Source organism: Kitasatospora hibisci (assembly GCF_043950205.1).
GTDB lineage: Bacteria > Actinomycetota > Actinomycetes > Streptomycetales > Streptomycetaceae > Kitasatospora > Kitasatospora hibisci.
Map to the genome: position 1 here is coordinate 3,112,979 of NZ_CP171642.1, position 21,543 is coordinate 3,134,521.

General features: G+C 71.7%; 17 protein-coding genes. 7 read left to right on the forward strand and 10 right to left on the reverse strand.

Annotated elements, in window-relative coordinates; all coding sequences use genetic code 11:
- Window positions 1–32: 32 nt before the first annotated feature.
- Together ACF9IK_RS13195 and ACF9IK_RS13200 are read left to right on the forward strand one after the other, a co-directional pair.
- Window positions 33–1,004 carry a diacylglycerol/lipid kinase family protein gene (locus ACF9IK_RS13195; protein WP_395294410.1) on the forward strand — a complete coding sequence of 324 codons (972 nt, stop codon included), beginning with the start codon at window positions 33–35 and terminating at the stop codon, window positions 1,002–1,004.
- 367 nt (window positions 1,005–1,371) lie between these two features.
- Entirely contained in the window at window positions 1,372–1,623 is a 252-nt protein-coding gene (locus ACF9IK_RS13200) for a WhiB family transcriptional regulator (RefSeq protein WP_014138019.1), read from the forward strand.
- Between the two features lie 421 nt (window positions 1,624–2,044).
- Here ACF9IK_RS13200 and ACF9IK_RS13205 read toward each other — a convergent pair whose 3' ends face one another.
- The 7 genes from ACF9IK_RS13205 to ACF9IK_RS13235 form a co-directional block, all read right to left on the reverse strand.
- Complete coding sequence (locus ACF9IK_RS13205) at window positions 2,045–3,565, reverse strand: sensor histidine kinase (RefSeq protein WP_395294411.1); 1,521 nt, start codon at window positions 3,563–3,565, stop codon at window positions 2,045–2,047.
- Window positions 3,566–4,070: 505 nt separating this feature from the next.
- Window positions 4,071–5,129: an SIS domain-containing protein gene (locus ACF9IK_RS13210; RefSeq protein ID WP_395294412.1), complete on the reverse strand. Its 1,059-nt coding sequence runs from the start codon at window positions 5,127–5,129 to the stop codon at window positions 4,071–4,073.
- Window positions 5,130–5,342: 213 nt separating this feature from the next.
- Window positions 5,343–6,659, reverse strand: a complete 1,317-nt coding sequence (locus ACF9IK_RS13215; RefSeq protein ID WP_395294413.1) for a sugar transporter — start codon at window positions 6,657–6,659, stop codon at window positions 5,343–5,345.
- 417 nt (window positions 6,660–7,076) lie between these two features.
- Window positions 7,077–8,630, reverse strand: a complete 1,554-nt coding sequence (locus ACF9IK_RS13220) for a glycoside hydrolase family 3 protein (RefSeq protein WP_395294414.1) — start codon at window positions 8,628–8,630, stop codon at window positions 7,077–7,079.
- A 6-nt stretch (window positions 8,631–8,636) separates the two neighbouring features.
- Window positions 8,637–9,467: a carbohydrate ABC transporter permease gene (locus ACF9IK_RS13225; RefSeq protein WP_395294415.1), complete on the reverse strand. Its 831-nt coding sequence runs from the start codon at window positions 9,465–9,467 to the stop codon at window positions 8,637–8,639.
- Window positions 9,464–10,486, reverse strand: a complete 1,023-nt coding sequence (locus ACF9IK_RS13230; RefSeq protein ID WP_395294416.1) for a carbohydrate ABC transporter permease — start codon at window positions 10,484–10,486, stop codon at window positions 9,464–9,466. The genes ACF9IK_RS13225 and ACF9IK_RS13230 overlap by 4 nt, the downstream gene beginning before the upstream one ends.
- Before the next feature lie 91 nt (window positions 10,487–10,577).
- Complete coding sequence (locus tag ACF9IK_RS13235; RefSeq protein ID WP_395294417.1) at window positions 10,578–11,870, reverse strand: extracellular solute-binding protein; 1,293 nt, start codon at window positions 11,868–11,870, stop codon at window positions 10,578–10,580.
- Window positions 11,871–12,206: 336 nt separating this feature from the next.
- On the opposite strand from ACF9IK_RS13235, the gene ACF9IK_RS13240 reads away from it, so the two are divergent.
- The 4 genes from ACF9IK_RS13240 to ACF9IK_RS13255 all read left to right on the forward strand — a co-directional run bounded on the left by ACF9IK_RS13240 (window position 12,207) and on the right by ACF9IK_RS13255 (window position 16,156).
- Window positions 12,207–12,998, forward strand: coding sequence for a GntR family transcriptional regulator (locus tag ACF9IK_RS13240; protein WP_395294418.1), 792 nt, complete (start codon window positions 12,207–12,209; stop codon window positions 12,996–12,998).
- Between the two features lie 314 nt (window positions 12,999–13,312).
- A complete protein-coding gene (locus tag ACF9IK_RS13245) occupies window positions 13,313–13,582 on the forward strand; it encodes a DUF3311 domain-containing protein (RefSeq protein ID WP_395294419.1) in 270 nt (89 codons plus the stop codon).
- On the forward strand, window positions 13,579–15,192 hold the full coding sequence (mctP, locus tag ACF9IK_RS13250) for a monocarboxylate uptake permease MctP (protein WP_395294420.1): 1,614 nt from the start codon (window positions 13,579–13,581) through the stop codon (window positions 15,190–15,192). The genes ACF9IK_RS13245 and mctP overlap by 4 nt, the downstream gene beginning before the upstream one ends.
- A gap of 154 nt (window positions 15,193–15,346) precedes the next feature.
- On the forward strand, window positions 15,347–16,156 hold the full coding sequence (locus ACF9IK_RS13255; protein ID WP_395294421.1) for a histidine phosphatase family protein: 810 nt from the start codon (window positions 15,347–15,349) through the stop codon (window positions 16,154–16,156).
- Window positions 16,157–16,248: 92 nt separating this feature from the next.
- Here the strand turns inward: ACF9IK_RS13255 and ACF9IK_RS13260 are convergent, their stop codons facing one another.
- Window positions 16,249–17,205, reverse strand: coding sequence for a helix-turn-helix domain-containing protein (locus ACF9IK_RS13260; RefSeq protein ID WP_395294422.1), 957 nt, complete (start codon window positions 17,203–17,205; stop codon window positions 16,249–16,251).
- 490 nt (window positions 17,206–17,695) lie between these two features.
- Between ACF9IK_RS13260 and ACF9IK_RS13265 the strand changes: the two genes are divergently transcribed.
- The gene (locus ACF9IK_RS13265; protein WP_395294423.1) at window positions 17,696–18,190 is read left to right on the forward strand and encodes a GNAT family N-acetyltransferase; all 495 of its coding nucleotides are present in this window, start codon (window positions 17,696–17,698) and stop codon (window positions 18,188–18,190) included.
- Window positions 18,191–18,245: 55 nt separating this feature from the next.
- On the opposite strand, the gene ACF9IK_RS13270 is transcribed toward ACF9IK_RS13265, so the two are convergent.
- Together ACF9IK_RS13270 and ACF9IK_RS13275 are read right to left on the reverse strand one after the other, a co-directional pair.
- Entirely contained in the window at window positions 18,246–19,946 is a 1,701-nt protein-coding gene (locus ACF9IK_RS13270) for a hypothetical protein (protein ID WP_395294424.1), read from the reverse strand.
- A 121-nt stretch (window positions 19,947–20,067) separates the two neighbouring features.
- Window positions 20,068–21,480 (reverse strand): LamG-like jellyroll fold domain-containing protein, encoded by a 1,413-nt coding sequence (locus ACF9IK_RS13275; protein ID WP_395294425.1) that lies wholly within the window; start codon window positions 21,478–21,480, stop codon window positions 20,068–20,070.
- Window positions 21,481–21,543: the final 63 nt, after the last annotated feature.

Below are 21,543 nucleotides of genomic sequence, written 5' to 3' on the forward strand. Positions count from 1 at the left end.
GCCCGGTCCGTACCGACCCGTAGGCTGAGCACATGCGCGCTCTCCTGGTCGTCAACCCGAAAGCGACCACCACCAGTGGCCGCACCAGGGATGTCCTGATCCACGCCCTGCGCAGCGACCTCAAGCTGGAGGTGGCGCAGACCGAGTACCGGGGCCACGCGCGCGACCTGGCCCGGGAGGCGGCGGAGGACGGCACGGTCGACCTGGTGGTGGCGCTGGGCGGCGACGGCACGGTCAACGAGGCGGTCAACGGCCTGCTCTCGCACGGCCCGGGCGAGAAGGTCCCCCGGCTGGCCGTGGTGCCCGGCGGCTCGACCAATGTGTTCGCCCGCGCGCTCGGTCTGCCCAACGACCCCGTGGAGGCGACCGGGGCCCTGCTGAACGCCCTGGAGGCCCGCCGGGAGCGGCCGATCGGCCTGGGCAAGGCGATGACCGAGGGGCTGCCGGACCGCTGGTTCACGTTCACGGCCGGCCTGGGTTTCGACGCCGGCGTGGTCGGCCGGGTGGAGGAGCAGCGCCGGGCGGGGCGCAGGTCCACCCACGCGCTCTACGTGGGGCAGGCGCTCCGGCACTACGTCACCCAGCGTGAGCAGCGTCGATCGGGCCCGGTCACCCTGGAAATGCCGGGCCGCGGGCCGGTGCCGGGCCTGGTGCTGGCCATAGTCAGCAACACGTCCCCCTGGACGTTCCTCGGCAACCGGCCGGTCTACCCCTCCCCGCTCGCCTCCTTCGACACGGATCTCGACGTCTTCGGGATCACCCGGATGACGGCGTTCGGCACGGCTCGAACGGTCCGTCAGATCCTGCGGTCGCACAGTGCTTCGAGCGACGGCTCCGCCCCGGTCGGCCCGTCGGGCAAGCACGTCGTCTCCTACCACGACGCCCGGCACTTCACCTTGGTTTCACAGGAACCGGCCCCGTTTCAGGTCGATGGGGACCACCTTGGAGACAGGAGTCGCGTCAGTTTCACAGGCGTACGGCGGGCACTGCGTGTGATTGTGTGACCGGAAGGGGGGTTCGCCCTTCTTCTCGAACGCACAAGCCCCCTTCACTCCATAGAAGTACTGGCTGTGAGCTAGGCGACACCGAAGAATCAAAAATTCCTCCCTGAAGGGGGTTGTATCCCGGCCCGAGGTTTGCGAACCTCTACATGGCGATCGGGACACATCGCAGCGACGGCAACCTCGGACCGACGGAGGCCGACCGCGGAGTGTCCCTCGAATCGCCGAATCCCTCCCCAGCACAGACCTCCCGGGCCCGGTGGGCCTTTGGTCTCTTTTGCTGTTGCGGGATTCGTGAAAGCGTTCACATTCACAAAGCCATCGATTATGCCGCCGGGCCACCCCCGTCGGCAGGAGGAGTTGGACGACCATGGACTGGCGCCACCGCGCTGTCTGCCGCGAAGAGGACCCGGAGCTGTTCTTCCCGATCGGGAACACCGGTCCTGCTCTGCTGCAGATCGAGGAAGCCAAGGCCGTGTGCCGCCGCTGCCCGGTCATGGAGCAGTGCCTCCAGTGGGCGCTCGAAACCGGCCAGGACGCCGGCGTCTGGGGCGGCATGAGCGAGGACGAGCGTCGCGCGATGAAGCGCCGCGCTGCCCGCAACCGCGCCCGCACCGCCTGATCACACGCCGTAGCACCAGCAGTGACCGCAGGACCGATCAACACATGATCAAGGGCTTCCCTGCGTTTCCTGGCGAAGCCTTCCGTACAAAGGACCTTGCTCGACGAGGTCCCGCGACACCGGGCCGCCCAGCCACTTGATACTGTTCACTTAGAGCAATATCGTGGAGCTGTGGCGCTCACCGTGTGCAACGCACCGGTGGGGTGTCGCACCACCCAGAGCCCCCGTTCCGGCCGACTCCCCCCGACGGCCGGAACGGGTTGAGAGGCCCTGTCGACCCACCCCCCCCCGGTCGACAGGGCCTCGTTTCTTTCTTCGCGGCCGGGGCCCGGCCCCGCCGGCAGTCCGGCCGACCGCCGCCGCGGGCGGTCGTGCGGAAGCGCGCAGCCGGCTCGCCCGCCAGGCGCGCGCCGTCCCCGGGTCAGCGCACCGGGATCTCCAGGACCACCTTGGTGCCGCCGTTCGGACCGGCCACCATGTCGAAGGTCCCGCCGAGTTCCCCGGTGGCCAGGGTCCGGACGATCTGCAGGCCGAGGTTGCCCGCCTGCTGCGGGTCGAACCCCTCCGGCATGCCCTTGCCGTCGTCCTGCACGGTGATCAGCAGGTACTCCTCCGGCCGGGTCCCGCCGTTCCAGCTGTCCGACCAGCCCATGCCGGTGGCCGGCGCACGCCCGCGCAGCGCGCTGACCTCCAGGTGGCCGGAGGCGGACGGGCCGAAGGCGTGCTCCAGCGCGTTCTGCAGCAGCTCGGTCAGCACCATCGCCAGCGGGGTGGCCACCTCGGCGGAGAGGATCCCGAAGCTGCCGCTGCGACGGGTCGTCACCCGGCCGTCCTGGGAGAGCTCCATCACCATCGCCAGCACCCGGTCGGCGATCTCGTCGAAGGCGACCTGCTCGTCCAGCGCCTGGGAGAGCGTCTCGTGGACGATCGCGATCGAGCCGACCCGGCGGACCGCCTCGTCGAGTGCGGCCCGGCCGGACTCCGAGTCCATCCGGCGGGACTGCAGCCGCAGCAGCGCGGCCACCGTCTGCAGGTTGTTCTTCACCCGGTGGTGGATCTCCCGGATGGTGGCGTCCTTGGTCATCAGCTCGCGGTCGCGCCGGCGCAGCTCGGTGACGTCGCGGCAGAGCACCAGCGAACCGGTCAGGGTTCCCTTGGGCTTGAGCGGGATGGCCCGCAGGGTGACCACGCCGCCCTGGGCCTCCACCTCGGTCTGCCGCGGCGCCCAGCCGCTCGCCAGCTTCACCAGCGCCTCGTGCACGGCCGCCCGCGACGGCGGGGCGAGCTCGGCGGTGGCGCGGCCGAGGTGGCTGCCGACCAGATCGGTGGTGAGGCCGAGCCGGTGGTAGGCGGAGAGCGCGTTGGGGCTGGCGTAGGTGACGATGCCATCGGCGTCCAGCCGGATCAGGCCGTCGCCCACCCGGGGGGCGGCGTCCATGTCGGCCTGCTCGACACCGGGGAAGGGGAACGCCCCGGCGGCGATCATCTGGGCCAGGTCGGAGGCGCTCTGCAGGTAGGTGAGCTCCAGCCGGCTGGGGGTGCGCACGGTCAGCAGGTTGGTGTTCCGGGCGATCACCCCGAGCACCTTGCCCTCGCGCCGGACCGGGATCGACTCGACCCGCACCGGCACCTCCTCGCGCCACTCCGGGTCGCCCTCGCGCACGATCCGCCCCTCGTCGAAGGCGGCGTCCAGCAGCGGTCGGCGGCCGCGCGGGACGAGGTGGCCGACCATGTCGTCCTGGTAGGACGTGGGCCCGGTGTTGGGCCGCATCTGGGCCACCGAGACGTAGCGGATGCCGTCCCAGGTGGGGATCCACAGGACGAGGTCGGCGAAGGAGAGGTCGGAGAGCAGCTGCCACTCCGAGACCAGCATGTGGAGCCACTCCACATCGGCACCGGTCAGGGTGGTGTGGCGGCGGACGAGTTCGTTCAGCGAGGGCACATGGCGAGCGTAGCTCCAGGCCGGGCCGGTGGGCCCGCCGCACCCGCCCGCGGGCGGGCCGCGGGGTGCTGCGGAGGCTCCGGGCGGGACGTCGAGTTGTCCAGACCAATTTCCGGGCATCCCTGGACAACCCAGATTGGTCTAGTCCACAATGGAAGGGCACCAAGGAGGAGCCCACCGCGCAACTGCCCTGACCCGCGCACGGCTTCTCCTCGGTCGGACGCCACCCGGCGAGGACCCCGCACAGTCCTCGACCGGCCCCGGCGCCCGACGACAGCTCCGGGCTGCGGTGCCGCACGGGTTGAGGGTCCCGTGTCGGCGCCGTGGCCCGTAGTGCTTTCCGCCTCCCGGCGCGGTGCGCACCCAGGCTTCCCCAGCCGCTCAGAGGCCGAGCCGCCGTCCACAGGCTGTGGACGGCGGCTCGGCCTTTGAGCGCCCCCCGGGGGGGGCGACCCCGCCCCGGCCCGAAGGGCCGCGCCGGAGCCGGAGGCGAGCGGGCGAGGACTCAGTGCGTCTCGGTGACCTTGGCGAGGGCGCGGGGGGCGTCCGGGTCCTGGCCGCGGGCGATGGTGACCTCGTAGGCCAGCAGCTGCAGCGGCAGGATCTCCAGGATCGCCTGGACCTCCTCGGGCACGCCGGCCGGCAGCGCGAAGCCCGCCGAGGCGACGTCCACCTGCGCCTGCTGGCCGATGACCACCAGGTCCGCGCCGCGGCCGCGCAGGCGGTCGAGGACCGGCTGCAGGGCCTCGCCGCCCTTGCCGTCCGGCACGATCGCGATGACCGGGGAGACGTTGTCCACCATGGCCAGCGGGCCGTGCAGCAGGTCGGCGCCGGAGAACGGGGAGGCCGGGATGTAGGTGGTCTCCATCAGCTTCAGCGCCGCCTCGCGGGCGGTCGGGTAGCCGTAGCCGCGCGAGGTGATGACCAGGCGCTGGGCGAAGCGGTAGCGCTCGGCCAGGGCCTTCACCTCGGCCTGGCGGGCCAGGATGCCGGCGGCCAGCGACGGCAGCTCCTTCGCGGCCGCGCCGTCACCGCCGCGCAGTCCCTCGACCAGCAGGTAGAGGGCCAGCAGCTCGGCGGTGTAGGTCTTGGTGGCGGGCAGCGCCTTCTCCGGGCCGGCCAGCACGTCGATGTGGAACTCGGAGACCTCGGCCAGCGGCGAGGACGCGTTGTTGGTGACGGCCAGCGTGATGGCGCCGGCCTCGCGGGCCGCCTTGGTGGAGGCCACCAGGTCCGGCGAACCGCCGGACTGGCTGACGGTGATCACCAACACGTCGGTGAGGTCCGGCTTGGCCCCGTACGCGGTGGTGGTCGACATCGAGGTCAGGCCGGCCGGCTTGCCGAGCAGGATCTCGATCAGGTACTTCGCGTAGAGCGCCGCGTTGTCGGACGTGCCGCGGGCGGTCAGCAGGACGAAGCGCGGGTTGCGGGCGGCGATCTCGGCCGCGATGTCGAAGATCTTCGGCGCGCCCTCGTCGAGGATGCGCCGGAGGACGGCCGGCTGCTCGGCCATCTCCGCCGCCATGATCCGGCCGGGGACGGGGACAGTCTGCGTGTCGGACATCTTGGGTGTGCCTCCGATGAGATGGTTCTACCCCACGCGGGCGGGATGCCCGGCGGGGACCTCTACGGCGGCGAGTCCGCACACTCGCTGCGGTGTTTCCTGCGGCAATCCTACGGGGACCGCCACCCGGGAGCACAGTCGAGGCGCCGGCCCGGGCCCCTCCCCCGCCGGTGGGGAGGGGCCCGGGCGGCCCCGCGGCTCCGCGGCGGCGGGTCAGCCCGCCTTGTTGATCAGCTGGTCGATCGCGGCGTCCGCGTCCTTGGTGGCCTGGTCGATCGGCTTGTTGTTCTTGAGGATCGCGGTGAGCATGTCCGGCAGGATCTTCTGCTTCTCGATCGCGCCCCAGCCGGGTGCCAGCGGGGTGAACCAGGCGTCCGGCACCGCGTTGGCCGCGGCGGCGGTGGCCGGCTTGTTCTTCAGCGGGCCCAGCTGGGTCAGGTTGTTCGGCAGGATGTCCCGGTCCGCCAGCGCCTGCTGCGACTTGGTGCCGGTGAACATCCGGATCCAGTCCGCCGCCAGCGCGGCCACCGGGGACTTCGCGGTGACGGCGAGGTCCGAGCCGCCGATGAAGGTCGGCAACGGCTTGCCGCCCGGGCCGGGCATGGTGGCCACCTTGACGGCGTCCTTGAGGGTCGGGTCGCCGGTCACCGGCGCGGTGACGCTGGCCGCCTCGAAGGGGTTGCCGTAGAAGGCGCCGGCGTGGCCGCGGGCCATCGCCTCGAACTGGTTGAGCTCGTTGACCGCGAGGTCGCCCTTGTTGTACTTGCGCACCAGGTCGACGAAGTGGGCGATGCCCTGCTGCGACTTCGGGTCGTTGAGGGTGCCGTGCCAGTTGCCGCTGCTGTCGAAGCGGGCGATCGCACCGCCGTACGCGGAGACGTAGCTCATCGCGGCGTACCAGTACGGACCGGGCAGGTAGAGCGCCGAGTAGGTCTTGTCGGACTTGTTCTTGTCCGCGACCCGGTCGAGCGCCGCCTTCAGCTCGTCCTCGGTCTTGGGGAACTCGGTGTTCCCGGTGGCGGCCTGGAAGGCCGTCGCGTTGTAGATGGCGACCCGGGCGCCCGCGTAGTACGGCACGCACCAGAGCTTGTCCTGGTAGGTGCAGGTGTTGGCGAGCGCCTTGATCCAGGCGTCGGAGTTGTCGAAGCTGCTGCGCTCCACCGGGGCCAGGGCGCCGGCCAGGATGTACTTCATGGTCTCGGTGTTGCCGAGCTCCACCACGTCCGGGGCGAAGCCCTCGGCGAGCGCCTTGTCGAACCTGGTGACCTTGTCGGCCCAACCCTGGTACGCCAGCTTCAGCGTGACGTTCGGGTACTTCGCGGCGAACTCGTCGTTGACCCGCTGGACGAGGTCGGGCCAGTTCTTCTGGGCGTCCTCCATCAGCCAGACGGTGACCGTTCCGGTGGCTGACTTCGGGTCCGCCGTACCGCTCCTGGTGCCGCCCGACGGCGAGCCGGCCGAGGAGCAGGCCGTCAGTGCGACGGCCAGCGCAGTGGTCCCGAACGCGGACACGAGCTGACGCTTCTTCACGCCATCCCTCCGAGAGTGCTAGAGCTGGGTGCCCGCCGGCAGCGTGGGCGCCCGCCGGGAGTGGTCTCCGGGAAGGGGCGGCGTAGTGCGGGAAGGGCTGATACCACATCCGGTGATGTTTGAGTTCGAACCGGATGCAGTGGAGCCTGGCCTAGACCACTTGCGGTGTCAACGCCAAATGGCCCGCCGGTCAAGGGCGTTGTCAACCTGTTGTACCGCGTGGCGATGCGTTGCCGGTCCGCTACCCTCAGTCGAATTTAAGGCTGCCTTAAGGGCGATTTGAGGGAGCACCGACAGGCGGGGAAGCCGCAGGTCGACCGGGGTGGAACGCGGACGGGCCCGCCATGCGACATGCGCATGGCGGGCCCGTCTCGACGGCGCCTCGGCGGCACCCCGGAACGCGGTCCGACGAACGGCTCAGCCGACCGCTCCCGACTGCCCGGTGAGCACCTCCACGGCTGCCAGACCGCAGACCCGGGCGGCGCCGTGGGTGGCGACGTGGAGGGCACCGACCGGCTCGGACTGCGGCAGCCCCATCTCCACCACCGCGGCGTCCGGCCGGGCCGCCACCAGGCGGGCCAGCGTGGCGGCCATCCACTCGTGCCGGTGGGCGTCCCGGACCACCAGCACCAGGCTGCGGCCCTCGGCGCCGGCCAGCACCTCGGCCACCAGCGCGTCCAGCTGCTCCGGCGCGGCGTCCTGCGGCCGGACCGCGCGGGTGCGGGTGCCGGGGAAGCGGTCGGCCAGCATGTCGGCCACGCCCCAGGGGGTCACGTCGCCGACGGCGATGTTCGGCTCGTCGGCGAACGAGGCCACGTACGGGCGCTCGGTCACCGGCCTGACCACCCGGCCGGGGGCCCGGACCACCCGCAGCGCACGGCGGGCGGCCCGCAGGCCGACCGCCAGATCCGGCTCCGGCCGCTCGGCCTGGGCCGCGATCCTGCCCCAGCTGCCGAGCGCGCGCACCCGGGCGGCGGCGTCGGCGAGGCGCTCCTCGGGGAGCCGGCCGGACTGCACGCCCGCCACGATGGCGTCGCGCAGCATCAGCACGGTCTCCTCCTCGGCCAGGCCGCCGCCGACGCAGATCGCGTCCGCGCCGGCCGCCAGCGCCAGCACGGTGCCCTCGCCCATGCCGAAGGTGTCGGCGATGGCACCCATCTCGATGGCGTCGCTGACGATCAGGCCCTGGTAGCCGAGGCCGCCCTCCTCCGGGGCCGCCCGCAGGAGGTCGCGCAGCACCAGCGGGCTGAGCGTGGCCGGCAGCTTCGGGTCGAGCGCCGGGATCATGATGTGGGCCGTCATCACGGCCTTGGTGCCGGCGGCGATCGCGGCCTGGAACGGGATCAGGTCGCGGGCGCGCAGCACGTCCAGGTCGACGTCGATCACCGGCAGGCCGTGGTGCGAGTCGACCGCGGTGTCGCCGTGGCCCGGGAAGTGCTTGGAGCAGGCCGCGACGCCGGCCGACTGCAGGCCCTCCACCCAGGCGGCGGTGTGCCGGGCGCACAGCTCCGGGTCGGCACCGAAGGATCGGACGCCGATCACCGGGTTGCGCGGGTTGGAGTTGACGTCCGCGGTGGGCGCCCAGTTGTAGTTCACGCCGGCGGCGGCCAGCGCCCGGCCCAGCTCGCGGGCGACGTCGCGGGTCAGCGCCGGGTCGTCGATCGCACCGAGGGCGAAGTTGCCCGGCCAGGACGAGCCCGAGCCGGCCTCCAGACGGGTGACGTCGCCGCTCTCCTCGTCGATCGCGATCAGGAGGTCGGGGTTCTCCTCCCGCAGCGACCCGGTGAGTGCGGACAGCTGCGCCAGGTCGGTCACGTTGCGGTCGAACAGGGCGACCGAGCCGAGGCCGGCGGCCAGGTGGCGGCGGACCCACTCCGGGGGCTCGGTGCCGACGAAGCCGGGCTGCAGGACGGTCAGCGCGTCCCGGTGCAGCTGGTCGCTGGCCGGCAGGGTGGGGATGAGGATGCTCACGTGGGATCAGCCCTTCACGGCGCCGTCGGTCAGTCCGCCCACGGCCTTGCGCTGCAGGAAGATGAAGAGGATCAGGATCGGGATCGCGAACATGGTGGACGCGGCCATGGTGGCGCCCCAGTCGGTGCCGAAGTTGGTCTGGAACGAGGAGAGCCAGAGCGGGAGGGTCTGGAACTCCTCCTTCTTGTTCAGGATGTTGACCAGCGGGAACTCGTTCCACGCGGTGATGAAGCCGAACAGCGAGGTCGACATCAGACCGGGGGCCAGCAGCGGGAAGATCACCTTGAGGAAGGCCTGGGTGCGGGTGCAGCCGTCCACCATGGCCGACTCCTCCAGCTCCTTGGGCACGGCGGCGATGAAGCCGCGCAGCGTCCAGATCGTGAAGGGCAGCACCATCATCAGGTAGAGCGCGGTCAGCGGCACGAGGCTGTTGAGCATGTCGTTGTCGCGGACCAGCAGGTAGGCCGCGATGATCATGACCTCCCAGGGCGCCATCTGGGCCGCCATGACGACCAGGACGAAGCTCTTGCGGCCGCGGAAGCGCATCCGCGCGATGGCGAAGGAGGCCAGGGTCGCGATCACCAGCGAGCCGAGCACCGCGCCGACCGTGACGACGAGGCTGTTGGTGACGTACGTCCAGAAGTTGGGGGCGTGGACGGCCTTGTCGAAGTGCTCGAAGGTCGCGTCCAGCGGGAGGAACACCGGCGTCCGGCTGATGATGTCGTTGTCCTGCTTGAAGGACGTCGAGATCATCCAGTAGACGGGGAAGATGAAGAAGACGAAGAGGACGACCGCGATCGCGTTCGGCCAGGTGCGTCCGATGAGCGAGCGCCTCACAGCTCGTCCTCCTGCTTCAGAATGATCCGGAAGTAGTACGCCATCAGCGCGCCCAGCATCAGGATGGTGAGCACCGCGATCGCGGAGCCGACGCCGAAGCGCTGGGATCCGAAGCCCTCCAGGAAGGCGTGGACCGGGAGGGTCCGGGTGAGCCCGTCCGGGCCGCCCTTGTTGATCAGGTAGACCTGGGTGAAGGCCTTGAAGACCCAGATGACCTCCAGGAAGGTCGTCGCCAGGAAGAACGGCTTCATGATCGGGTAGATCACCGCGCCGAAGATCTTGAAGGATCCGGCGCCGTCCATCCGGGCCGCCTCGTAGAGCTCCTTCGGGATGGTGGTCAGGCCCGCGTACATGTTGAACGCCACGAACGGGATCGAGCCCCAGACGATCAGCACGACGATCACGAAGAAGGTCGAGTACTGGCCGCTGGTCCAGTTGTAGTGGGCCATCCCGTGCCAGCCCAGCTTGTCCAGGAACCAGTTGACGACACCGAACTGCGAGTCGAAGAGCCACTGGAAGACCGTGGTCGCGGCGACCACCGGCATCGCCCAGGCCAGGATCAGCGAGATCGAGAGCGCCAGCCGCATCCGCTTGCCGAGCCGGTCCAGCAGCAGGCCGACCAGGGTGCCGAACACCATGATCAGGACGACGTTGACCGCGGTGAACGCCACCGTGCGGCCGGTGACCGACCAGAACTCCGAACTGGTCAGCTGGTCGGTGTAGTTCTCGAAGCCGTTCCACTCGGTGAGGTGCTGGATCAGCTGCCGCCGGTTGAGGTTCTGGAACGACACCAGCACGGTCTTGAGCAGTGGCCACCCCAGCAGGAGCAGCGTCGCCGCGATGGCCGGCAGCAGCAGCAGGTACGGGGCGGCGGACTGCCCGACCCGCCGGTTGACCGGTCTGCCGCTCTTCTTCGGGGTGGCACCGACGACGATGACGTCGGTCTCGTCAGTACTGGCCACAGCAGCCTTCCCTGATTCCGGGGACTGTGTCTGCACCCGCTCCGAATGCACAGCCATCGTTCTCTCTTCCTAGCAACCGACCACGACGGACAGGCGCCGCCCACCGGCCCCCCCCGCCGGGAGCCGGTGAGCGACGCCGCTCACCTGCTTACTGCTTCTGGTTGAGACGCTTCGCGATCTCGTCGTCGGCCTTCTTGGCAGCGGCCGCGTAGTCGCCGGTCAGGGCGCCGGTCAGGAACTCCTTGATCGGGTTCGGCTCGTTCTCCACGTTCGCCCAGGTGGGGGTGTTCGGGGTGATCGCACCGTTGGCGGAAGCCGGGAGGGCGGCCTTGGCGAACTCGCCGGCGACCTGGCTGTTCAGCGAGGTCTTGTTCGGGATGGAGCCGGCGGCGGCGACCAGGCCCTCGTTCTTGTCGTTGAGGGCGACCTTCAGGAAGTCCTTGGCCATCTCGGAGTTCTTGCTGGCCTGGGCGATGGCCAGGTTCGAGCCGCCGAGGAAGACGCCCGAGGACTTGTCCGCGGTCTTGCCCGGGAGCGGGAAGAAGCCGATCTTGTCCTTCGGCATGACCTTCTCCTCCGGCAGCTCCCAGCCGAGGCTGATCATCGTGCCGATGTCACCCTTGCCGAAGACCTCCTTCTGCTGCGGAGTGGCCTCGTCCTTGTCCTTCGGACCGGTGGCCGAGTAGCTCTGCAGCTTCTTGTAGGTCTCGAAGGCCTTCTGCGCCTCGGGGGTGGACAGGCCGCCGGCCCACTTGTCGCCGTCCTTCTTGGCCAGCTTGCCGCCCTCGCTGGAGAGGAGGCCGAAGTAGACGTACCACTCCTGGCCCGGCATGTAGATCGGGTCGGTGACGCCCGCGGTCGCCTTCAGCTTGTCGAGGTCGGCGTAGAACTCGTCCAGGGTCTTCGGGGCGTCGCTGAGACCGGCCTTGGCCCAGAGGTCCTTGTTGTAGGTGACCACGCGGTTGGAGACCCACCACGGGGCGGCGTACTGCTTGCCCTCCAGGATCGCGGCCTCGTTCTGGTTGGCGGCCCAGTCGGCGCCGCCCAGGGCGGCCTTGTCCTTGGTGATGTCGAGCAGACCACCGCTGGCCGCGTAGCCCGCGGTCTGGGTGTTGCCGAGCTCCAGGACGTCGACGGAGCCCTCGGACAGCGCAGTGGTGATCTTCGCGCCGATCCCGTTCCACTTCTGGATCTGGAAGTCGACCTTGGCGCCCGGGTAGGTGGACTCGAACTCGGACTTGACCGACTCCGTCCAGCCCTTCGGGGCGGAGCCGTCCATCAGCCACACGGTCAGGGTCTTGCCGCTGTAGTTCTTGCCGGCCGCGGAGGTCGAGGACGAGCCGCCCTTGCCCTCGTCGCTGGACTTGGCGTCCGAACCACAAGCCGCCACGCCGACGACCATTGCTGCGACGCCGACCGCCGCGATGAGCTGACGCTTCACGCCATCCTCCTGAGGGATGCCTGGGTTGCCCCCGTCGGGTGGCTGCGGCAGACCCACGCAAGGCGGGAGAAATGGTGCCGCGGACCCCAGCGAACGGGTGGGGGGATTCATAGTGACCGGCCTAGTGGTGTAGACCAGATGCCTGGAGCTTGGCCTAGACCAATGGGCCTGTCAACGGCTGTTCATGCGATCAGGACCACCCGTTATCAAGCCGACACCGCAGATCGTTCATCGCGTGATGAGGTATTCGTTCCGTTGCCATACATGCAACGATGTGAGCTGTTAACGATGTGGCGCGGCCACCAGGAGCCGCGCGAGAAGCGGGAGACAGGTCCGATGAGCAGCGACGGGGGCAGCACGGCCCAGGTGAACGACCCCCAGGCGAAGAGCCTCCCGGCGCAGACCGGCGCGGACCAGACCGCCCGGGTCCCGAAGTACTACGGACTCAAGCGCCACCTGCTCCAGCTCACCGAGACCCAGCCCGCGGGCACCCCGGTGCCGCCCGAACGGGCGCTGGCCGCGCAGTTCGACACCTCCCGCACCACCGTCCGGCAGGCGCTGCAGGAACTGGTGGTCGAGGGCCGGCTGGAGCGCATCCAGGGCAAGGGCACCTTCGTCGCCAAGCCCAAGGTCGCCCAGGCCCTGCAGCTGACCTCCTACACCGAGGACATGCGCGCCCAGGGCCTGGAGCCCACCTCCCGGCTGATCGAGATCGGCTACATCACCGCGGACGACCGGCTGGCGCCGCTGCTGGACATCAAGCCCGGCGGCCGGGTGCTGCGGATCGAGCGCCTGCGGCTGGCCAACGGCGATCCGATGGCCATCGAGGTCGCCCACCTGTCGGCCAAGCGCTTCCCCGCGCTGCGCCGCAACCTGGCCAAGCACAACTCGCTCTACGCCGCCCTGCGCGAGGTGTACGGGGTCACCGTGGCCGAGGCCGAGGAGACCATCGAGACCACGCTGGCCACCCCGCGCGAGGCCGGGCTGCTCGGCTCCGACCTCGGCCTGCCGATGCTCCAGCTCTCCCGGCACTCCTTCGACGCGGAGGGCGCCCCGGTCGAGTGGGTGCGCTCGATCTACCGCGGCGACCGCTACAAGTTCATCACCCGGCTCAAGCGCCCCGAGTAGGCGCCGCTCCCCGCCCCGCCCCGGCACCGGCCTGCGCACCCGCGCGCGCCGGTGCCTTCGCGCGTCCGGACGGCGCCGGGGCACCGCCGCGGCGTGCGGTGCGTCCGGATGGCGGGAAGTTCGTCGAATGCGGTGACAGAGATCACGCCATGCTCTAGATTTCGCAGCCGTATTGACTGCCGATCACCAGTGGTGCTGCTCGGCGGGTTCCGGGGGGTTGTGCGGCCCCGCGGGGCTGCGGCGCCGACCGGGTGAGCCCTCCTCCGGAGCGGAGCCGAATCATGCCGACAGACCGCGCTGCCACCGAACCTGTCATGCCCGAGCCACCCGGCCCCGACGCAGTGCCGGCAGTGACGCCGGAGCGGGTGCTGGCCGCCCTCGCCCTGCTCGTGCCCATCGTCGCGATGCTCTGGGTGACCTCGTACGACAAGACCGGCCCCGAGGCGGGCGGGGTGCCGTTCTTCTACTGGTACCAGCTGCTCTGGGTACCGGTCTCGGCCGTCTTCACGGTCGCCGCCTACCTGCTGATCAACCGGGACGAGAAGGCCCGCAAGGCCGCCCGGAAGGCGGGTGGCGCGCGATGAAGGACGTCAACGTGCCCGCCCTGGCGGTGTTCGTGCTCTTCTTCCTGCTGGTCACCGTGATGGGCTTCCTCGCCTCGCGCTGGCGCAAGGCCGACAACGCCCTGCACCTGGACGAGTGGGGCCTCGGCGGCCGCAGCTTCGGGACCTGGGTCACCTGGTTCCTCCTCGGCGGCGACCTCTACACCGCGTACACCTTCGTGGCCGTCCCGGCGGCCGTCTACGCGACCGGCGCGGCGGGCTTCTTCGCCGTTCCGTACACGATCATCGCGTACCCGCTGGTCTTCCTCTTCCTGCCCCGGCTCTGGTCGGTCTCCCGGGTGCACGGGTACGTCACCCCGGCCGACTTCGTGCGCGGGCGGTACGGCTCCAAGCCGCTCGCGCTGGTGGTCGCGCTGACCGGAATCCTGGCCACCATGCCGTACATCGCGCTGCAGCTGGTCGGCATCCAGGCGGTGCTGGACGTGCTGGGGGTCGGCGGCGGCGAGAACGCCAACTGGTTCGTCAAGGACCTGCCGCTGTTCATCGCCTTCGGCGTGCTGGCGGCGTACACCTACTCCTCGGGGCTGCGGGCGCCGGCCCTGATCGCCTTCGTCAAGGACACCCTGATCTACATCGTGATCATCGTCGCGGTGATCTACATCCCGCTGCGGCTCGGCGGCTACGGCCACATCTTCGACGCGGTCGGCCAGAAGTTCAGCGCGCCCAAGGCGGCCGGCTCGCTCACCGTGCCGGAGAACAAGCAGTGGACGTACGCCACGCTGGCACTGGGCTCGGCGATGGCGCTGTTCATGTACCCGCACTCGGTGACCGGCGTCCTGGCCTCGAAGTCCCGCAACACCGTGCGCCGCAACATGGCGATCATGCCGGCGTACTCGCTGATGCTCGGCCTGCTGGCGCTGCTCGGCTTCATGGCGATCGCGGCCGGGATCGGCAAGGGCGACAAGAAGTTCAACGCCCAGCTCTCGGTCCCGCAGCTGTTCGAGGACATGTTCCCGGACTGGTTCACCGGCGTCGCGTTCGCGGCGATCGGGATCGGTGCGCTGGTGCCGGCGGCCATCATGTCGATCGCGGCGGCCAACCTGTTCACCCGCAACGTCTACAAGGAGTTCCTGAAGCCGGCCGCCACCCCGGCCGACGAGACCCGGGTCGCCAAGATCGCCTCGCTGCTGGTCAAGGTCGGCGCGCTGGTCTTCGTGCTCACCATGGACAAGCAGGCGGCGATCAACCTGCAGCTGCTCGGTGGTCTGTGGATCCTGCAGACCTTCGTCTCGATCGTCGGCGGCCTCTTCACCCGCTGGTTCCACCACTGGGCGCTGTTCGCCGGCTGGGCCGTCGGCATGATCTACGGCACCTGGGAGGCGTACGACATCGCCAGCCCCGCCACGAAGCACTTCGGCGGCAGCGCGGCCGAGATCCCCGGCATCGGCGAGCTCGGCTACATCGGGCTGACCGCGTTCGTGATCAACCTGCTGGTCGCCGTGGTGCTCACGCTGGTGCTGAAGGCGGTGAAGGCGCCGGAGGGCCCGGACGAGACCCGCCCCGGCGACTACAGCGCCGAAGCCGGCGACGACGAGCTGAAGAACGCGCCGGAGCCCGTATCGGCGCACTGACAACCCCTGCGCGCGCCCTGTGATCGCGCCGTCTCCTCCGTGAACACTGGAAGAGACGGCGCGATCATATGTATGAACGGCCGCACACACAGGGCACCACCAGACCGGACCGACAGCCGGCCGGCAACTGATCGACCCACGGGGAGCAGCGGCGATGGCAGACCTCCGCACCACACTCAACGGCCAGCACCACTCCGCCCACGCGGCCGGCGGGCCGCCCGTCCCGGCCGCTACCGGCCCCACCGCCAACGGGATCGCGGCGCCCGCCCCGCTGCCGTCCGTCCTGATCGCCACCCGGCACGGCGAGTCCACCGCCAACGTGGAGTTCCAGCTGGCCGAGGCGGCCGGCGCGCTGAGCGTGCCGATCAGCTGCCGGGACGCCGACATCCCGCTCTCGCTGCAGGGCCGGCAGCAGGCCCAGGCGCTCGGGCGCTGGTGGGCCGGCCTGCCCAGCGCCGACCGGCCGCGCAGCGTCTGGTGCTCGCCGTACGTGCGCACCGCCGAGACCGCCCGGTTCGCGCTGGCGCAGGCCGCCGGGCTGGGCGCGGTGCCGGTCTCGCTGGGCATCCGCTACGACGAGCGGCTGCGCGACCGCGAGCTCGGCATCCTGGAGATGCTGCCGAAGGCCGCCATCGAGGCCAAGTACCCGGAGGAGGCGGCCAGACGCCGCAAGATGGGCGAGCTCTACTACCGCCCGCCCGGCGGGGAGTCCTGGGCCGACGTCGCCCTGCGGGTACGCAGCCTGCTGCGGGACGTCTGCGCCGAGGAGGCCGGTCGGCCGGTGCTGCTGGTGGCGCACGACTGCACGGTGCTGATGCTCCGTTACGCCCTGGACCGGCTGACCGAGGAGCAGCTGACCGCGCTCGGGCCGGTCAACAACTGCTCGACCAGCCTCTGGCGGGCGGAGGGCGGGCGGCTGCGGCCGGACCACTGGAACCGGACCGGTCACCTGGCGGCCGGCTGACGGGCAGTCGGGCCGGCCCTGGGGCGGGCGTCTCTTCGGTCCGGCGGCTCCGGGACGGGCGCCCGGGCGTCAGCCGGCGGCCCGCCCGGGCGTCAGCCGGCCGCCGGCTCGGCGAAGCAGCGGCGGTACGCCAGCGGGGTCGTGCCCAGCCTGCGGCCGAAGTGGTGGCGCAGCGTCGCCGCGTTGCCGAATCCGCAGCGGGCGGCGATCGCGTCCACCGGCTCGGCGGTCGACTCCAGCAGCCGCTGGGCCAGCAGCAGACGCTGCCCGACCAGCCAGCGGTGCGGGGTGGTCCCGGTCTCCTGCTGGAAGCGGCGGGCGAAGGTGCGCGGTGACATGTGCGCCCGGGCCGCCAGCTGCTCGACGGTGGACTCCCGGTCCAGGTGGTGGCGCATCCAGTCCAGCACCGGGGCGAGGGAGTCGCCGTCCCCCTCCGGCAGCGGACGGGCGACGAACTGCGCCTGCCCGCCCTCCCGGTGCGGGGCCACCACCATCCGGCGGGCGATCGCCCGGGCCACCTCGGCTCCCTGGAACCGGCGCACCAGGTGGAGGCAGGCGTCGATACCGGCCGCGGTGCCGGCCGAGGTGATCACCGGGTCGTCGTCGACGTAGAGCACGTCCGGCTCGACGGTGGTCAGCGGGTGGCGGGCGGCCAGCTCGTCGGTGTACCGCCAGTGCGTGGTGGAGCGGCGGCCGTCGAGCAGCCCGGCGGCGCCGAGCAGGAAGGCTCCGCTGCAGATCGAGAGCGCCCGGGCGCCGCCGTCCACTGCCGTCCGGAGGGCGTCCAGCAACGGCTCCGGGTAGTCCTCGCGGACGCCGGTGGCGGTGACCACGACCAGGTCGGCCTCGGCGAGGCGCTCCGGGCCGTGCGGCACGTCGACGGTGAAGCCGGCGTGGGTCCGGTGCGGACCGGTGCGGGCGCCGGCGATGGCGAAGTCGTACCGGGGCAGGCCGTCGTCGCTCCGGTCCAGGCCGAACACCTCTGCGGCCACCCCGAGTTCGAAGGGGTGGACCTCCTCCAGCACCACCGCGACCACGTTCTTCAGCATGCCGCCAGGATGCCCCGGACCGACGGCCGCGGGGAAGGGGTCGGTTGGCAGTTTTTCGATGTGATCAGGCATTCCTGCCACTCGTCGGCGGGCCGCCGCGCCGGAAGAGTGGAGCCATGGACTCCGACACGATCGCCAGCGCACTCGCAGTCGCCGGGGCCGTCGGCGGCTTCGGACTGCTCGGCAGCCTGATCGGGCGCGAGGTCGCCCGGGGCGCCGCCGCCGGCCGCGACAACTGGCACCGCCCCGGCGGCTACCCCGTCGACCCCGCCCGGCCCGACCGGCTGTACGGCACCATGCCGGCCGCCTCGCTCCGGCCCTCCGCCGACCCGGCCACCCGTCCGTCCGCCGTGCCGTCCGCCGACCGGACTGCCGACCCGGCCGCCGCCCCGACCGCAGACCGGGTTGCCGCCCCGACCGCCGCCCCGACCGCAGACCGGGTTGCCGACCCGGCCCCGGGCGGCCGCGACGGCTCCGGCACACTGACCGCATGGACATCGTCATCCGCCACGCCCGTGAAGAGGACCTCGAAGCAGCCGGCCGGGTCTCCGTCGAGGCCTTCGTCGGCGACGGCTACACCTCGCCCGGGAGCGGCTACGTCGACCTCCTGCGCGACACCGCCCGCCGGTCCCGGGAGGCCGAGCTCCTCGTCGCGGTCGACGCGGTCGAGGGGAGCGTCCTCGGCTGCGTGACCTTCGCCGTGGGCGGCACCGAGTGGGCCGACATCGCGGAGCCGCACGAGGGCGAGATCCGGATGCTGGCCACCGCCGCGGCCGCCCGCGGCCGGGGCGTCGGCGAGGCACTGGTCCGCGCCGCCGTCGGCCGCAGCCGCGAACTCGGCCTGGCCGGGATGGCGTTCTCCACCCGCCCCGAGATGACGACCGCTCACCGCATCTACGAGCGGCTCGGTTTCCGACGCGCACCGGAGCGGGACTGGGCGCCGTACCCGGGGATGGACCTGATGGTCTACACGATGGCCTTCTGACGGCGCGGCCCCGGGGGCCGGCTCGGTCCCGGAGTCGCGCCGGCCCCGGAGCGGGTCACTTCCTCTTCTCGTGCCCCGGCGCGACGTAGATGGTGTACCGGCCGTGCGCACCGCTCTGGACCACCGTGACCACCCGGTACCCGGCGGCCTTCAGGACGGGCTGGATCGCCCTGTCCGTGGCGGCGGTCTGGGTGAAGTCCAGGACCACCACCTTCCACTCGTGCGCCTCGATGCCGGCCTGGATCGCCGGCACCCCGACCTGCTGCTTGCCGGTGGCCGGGTCCTTCCGGTAGACCGCCACCAGGTCGTGCCACTGCTGCCAGTTGGTCGACTCGCGCAGGTAGTAGGCGGGCACGTTGTAGTTCTCGACCAGGTACCGGTCCGTGCCCTTGGAGATGTACGGCTCCAGCGCCGCCACGAAGGACTCGGTGTTCGACCACTCGCCGAACATCTCCCTGCCCTGGGCCGACCCCGCCCAGCCGAGCGGGCCGATCACCAGGGCGGCGACCACGATCCCGGCCGTGACGTGGATCCGGTCCTTCAGCAGGACGACCACCCGGGCCAGCAGTGCGCCCACCACGATGCAGGAGAACCAGGCGCCGAAGTCGACGTGCTTCTGCAGCGAGAGCCAGGTGTGGATGCGGATCTGGTTCGCCGGCGCGAGTACGCCGGCGGTCAGCAGCACGCCGGCGAGGCAGGCCTCGGACCACGCGGCGCCGCCGCGCCGGCGCGCGGCCAGCAGCTCCACCACCGCTCCGACCAGCGCCAGCACCACCAGGGCGCCCACCCACTTGGCGGCCTCGGAGGCCACGTACGAGTAGGCGTCGTGCCCCGGGGCACGCTTGAGCGTGGTGTGGTTGAAACCGTTGATGTAGCGCTCGCCGGCCAGCAGTGCCGCGACGCCGACCCCGGCCACGAAGACCAGCAGGAGCTGCAGCCCGCGCTTCCACCGCGCCCAGGCACCGGGCGTCCCACCCGCACCGGCGAAGACCGCGACGCCGCACACCACCGGCACCCAGAGCAGCGCGGCGTACTTGGTGCAGCCGGCCAGTGCCAGCAGCAGGCCTGACAGGATCAGGCTGGGGTGGCCGCCGCCGGTGGTCAGCCGCACCGCGAGGTAGCCGGCCCAGGCCAGCAGGGCCAGGGCCATCGAGTCGTAGGTGGCCAGGCCGCCGAGGAACTGGGTGGGCCCGAGCGCGGCGAAGGCCGCCGCCGCGCAGAAGGCGGCGAGGGAGCCGTGCAGCCGACGGGTCGCCAGGTGGACCGCCACGGTGGCGGAGAGCATGAACGCCATGCTCAGCAGCCGCGCGGTGGTCAGGCCGCCGAGCATGTCGGCCAGCGCCACGACCACCGGGTAGATCAGCGGCGAGCCGGAGAAGAAGGTCTCGTACGTCGCGACCGGGGTGCCGTGCGCGAGGTTGGCGATCTCCTGGTAGCCCGCGTAGATGTAGGTGCCCTCGTCCACGAAGGCGGTGTTGCTGCCGAGCAGGTGGAACGAGAGCCCGCCCTGGACGAGCAGCACGGCCAGCAGCGGCAGCAGGTCCGGCTTGAGGCCGGGCCGGGGTGTCCGGACCGCCGGCTCCGCGGTGCGCCGCCGGCGTCCGCGCGGGGACGGCTGCTCGCCGGCGGACCGCCCGGGCGGTCCGCCGCCCGGTCCCGCCCCCGGGCCGGCCGCACCGGGCGGACGGACGCCCGCCGAGGTGAGCACGGGCCGCCGGGTGGACGCGGGCCGGATCCAACGGCCGTCGGCGCTCATCAGGTACTGCTCCTCAACTCAGGACCGCGTGCCCGGTGCGGCACGCCTCGGGCTCGGGACGACGAGTGGCGCCGGGGCAGCCCGCAGCCCCGGCGCCGTGGATGTCCGCGGCGGGACCGGCTCAGCCGGTGAGCCAGCCCGCGGTGGGCGGGATCGCCGGCGGCGAGCTGGGGCCCGCGACGATCTTCACGATGTCGGCCTCCGGCAGCACCTGGTCCCAGATCTGGACGTCCGCGACGGCCCCGTGCCAGGGGTCGCTCCACTGCCCGTTCGAGCTGAGCCGGCCGATCTGGAGCGCGTTGGTACCGCTGCTCTGCACGGCGGCCACCGGGGCCGAGGACTGCGCGGCGCCGTTGACGTAGAGGGTGATCTGCTTGGCCGCGGAGTCGTAGACGCCGGTCAGCAGGGCCCACTGGTTGACCGTCGCGTCGCCCTTGGCCCAGGCGATCGCCGAACCGCCGCCCTGGAGCTGCACCTTGAAGTACCAGAGCTCGTGGCCGTTGTTCGTGCCACGGCCGAGCGCGAAGGAGTAGTACGGGCCGTCGCCCTGGCTCACCGCGGCACGGACCCCGGTCGGCACGTCGACGAACACCCGGGCGGACACGGTGAAGCTCTTGTCGGTGTCGACGACCGGCTGGCCGCTCTGGGCGAAGGAGTTCTGCCCGCTGGGCAGCTTGAGGACCTGTGAGGGGAACCCGGCCACCGAGCCCGTCTTGGCGTCGGCGCCCAGGCCCAGGGCGGGGCCGCCCTTGCTCGCCGGCAGCGAACCGACGGTCGGCGGGCCGGCGATGGGCTTCGGGGTGGCGGTCGGCGTCGCACTCGGGCCCTTGGTCGTCGCCTCGGCGGTCGGGGCGGCGGACGGCTGGGCCGCCGGGTCGTCCTTCTTGTCGTCCTTGAACAGCACCACGCCGCCGGCGGCAGCGGCACCGACCACCAGCACGGCCGCCGCGGCCATGATGATCCGGAACCGGCGCTTGCGCTTGGCCTGCTCCTCGTTCTTGGCGGCCAGCGCCTCCCAGTCCGGGGTGGCGGCGCCCTGCGGCGGCGGGAAGCCGTTCTGCTGGGGCTGCGGCCACTGCGGCGTGGGAGCGCCGGGCGCACCGGGTGCGGCAGGCTGCCCTGGGGCGGGGGGCATCAGGCCGGCCGACGGCACGGGGGCGCCGGGCTGGAAGGTCGCGGCCGACGGCACGGGGGCGCCGGGCTGGAAGGTCGCGGCAGGCTGCACGGGCGCGCCGGGCTGGAAGGTCACGGCAGGCTGCACGGGCGCGGCGGGCTGCACGGGCGCGCCGGGCGGCGGGCCGAACGCGCCCACCGGCGGCTGCTGCGGCACACCGGCGGGCGGCTGCCCCGCGGCCGGGGGCATCGGACCGGCCGGCGGCTGCACCGAGACCGGCGGCACCGGCGCGGGCGCCGAACCGGCCGCGGGCTGCACGGCGGCCTGCGCCGGCGGGCCGAACGCGCCGGCCGGCGGCTGCTGCGGGGACCACCCCGGGGTCTGCCCCGGCTCGCCAGTCGGTACCGGTCGATCGCTCATGTGTCGGAATGGTAGGGCATCGGTGCTCCAACGCCCATGGAGGGTGCTGCGGCTGACGGGGCG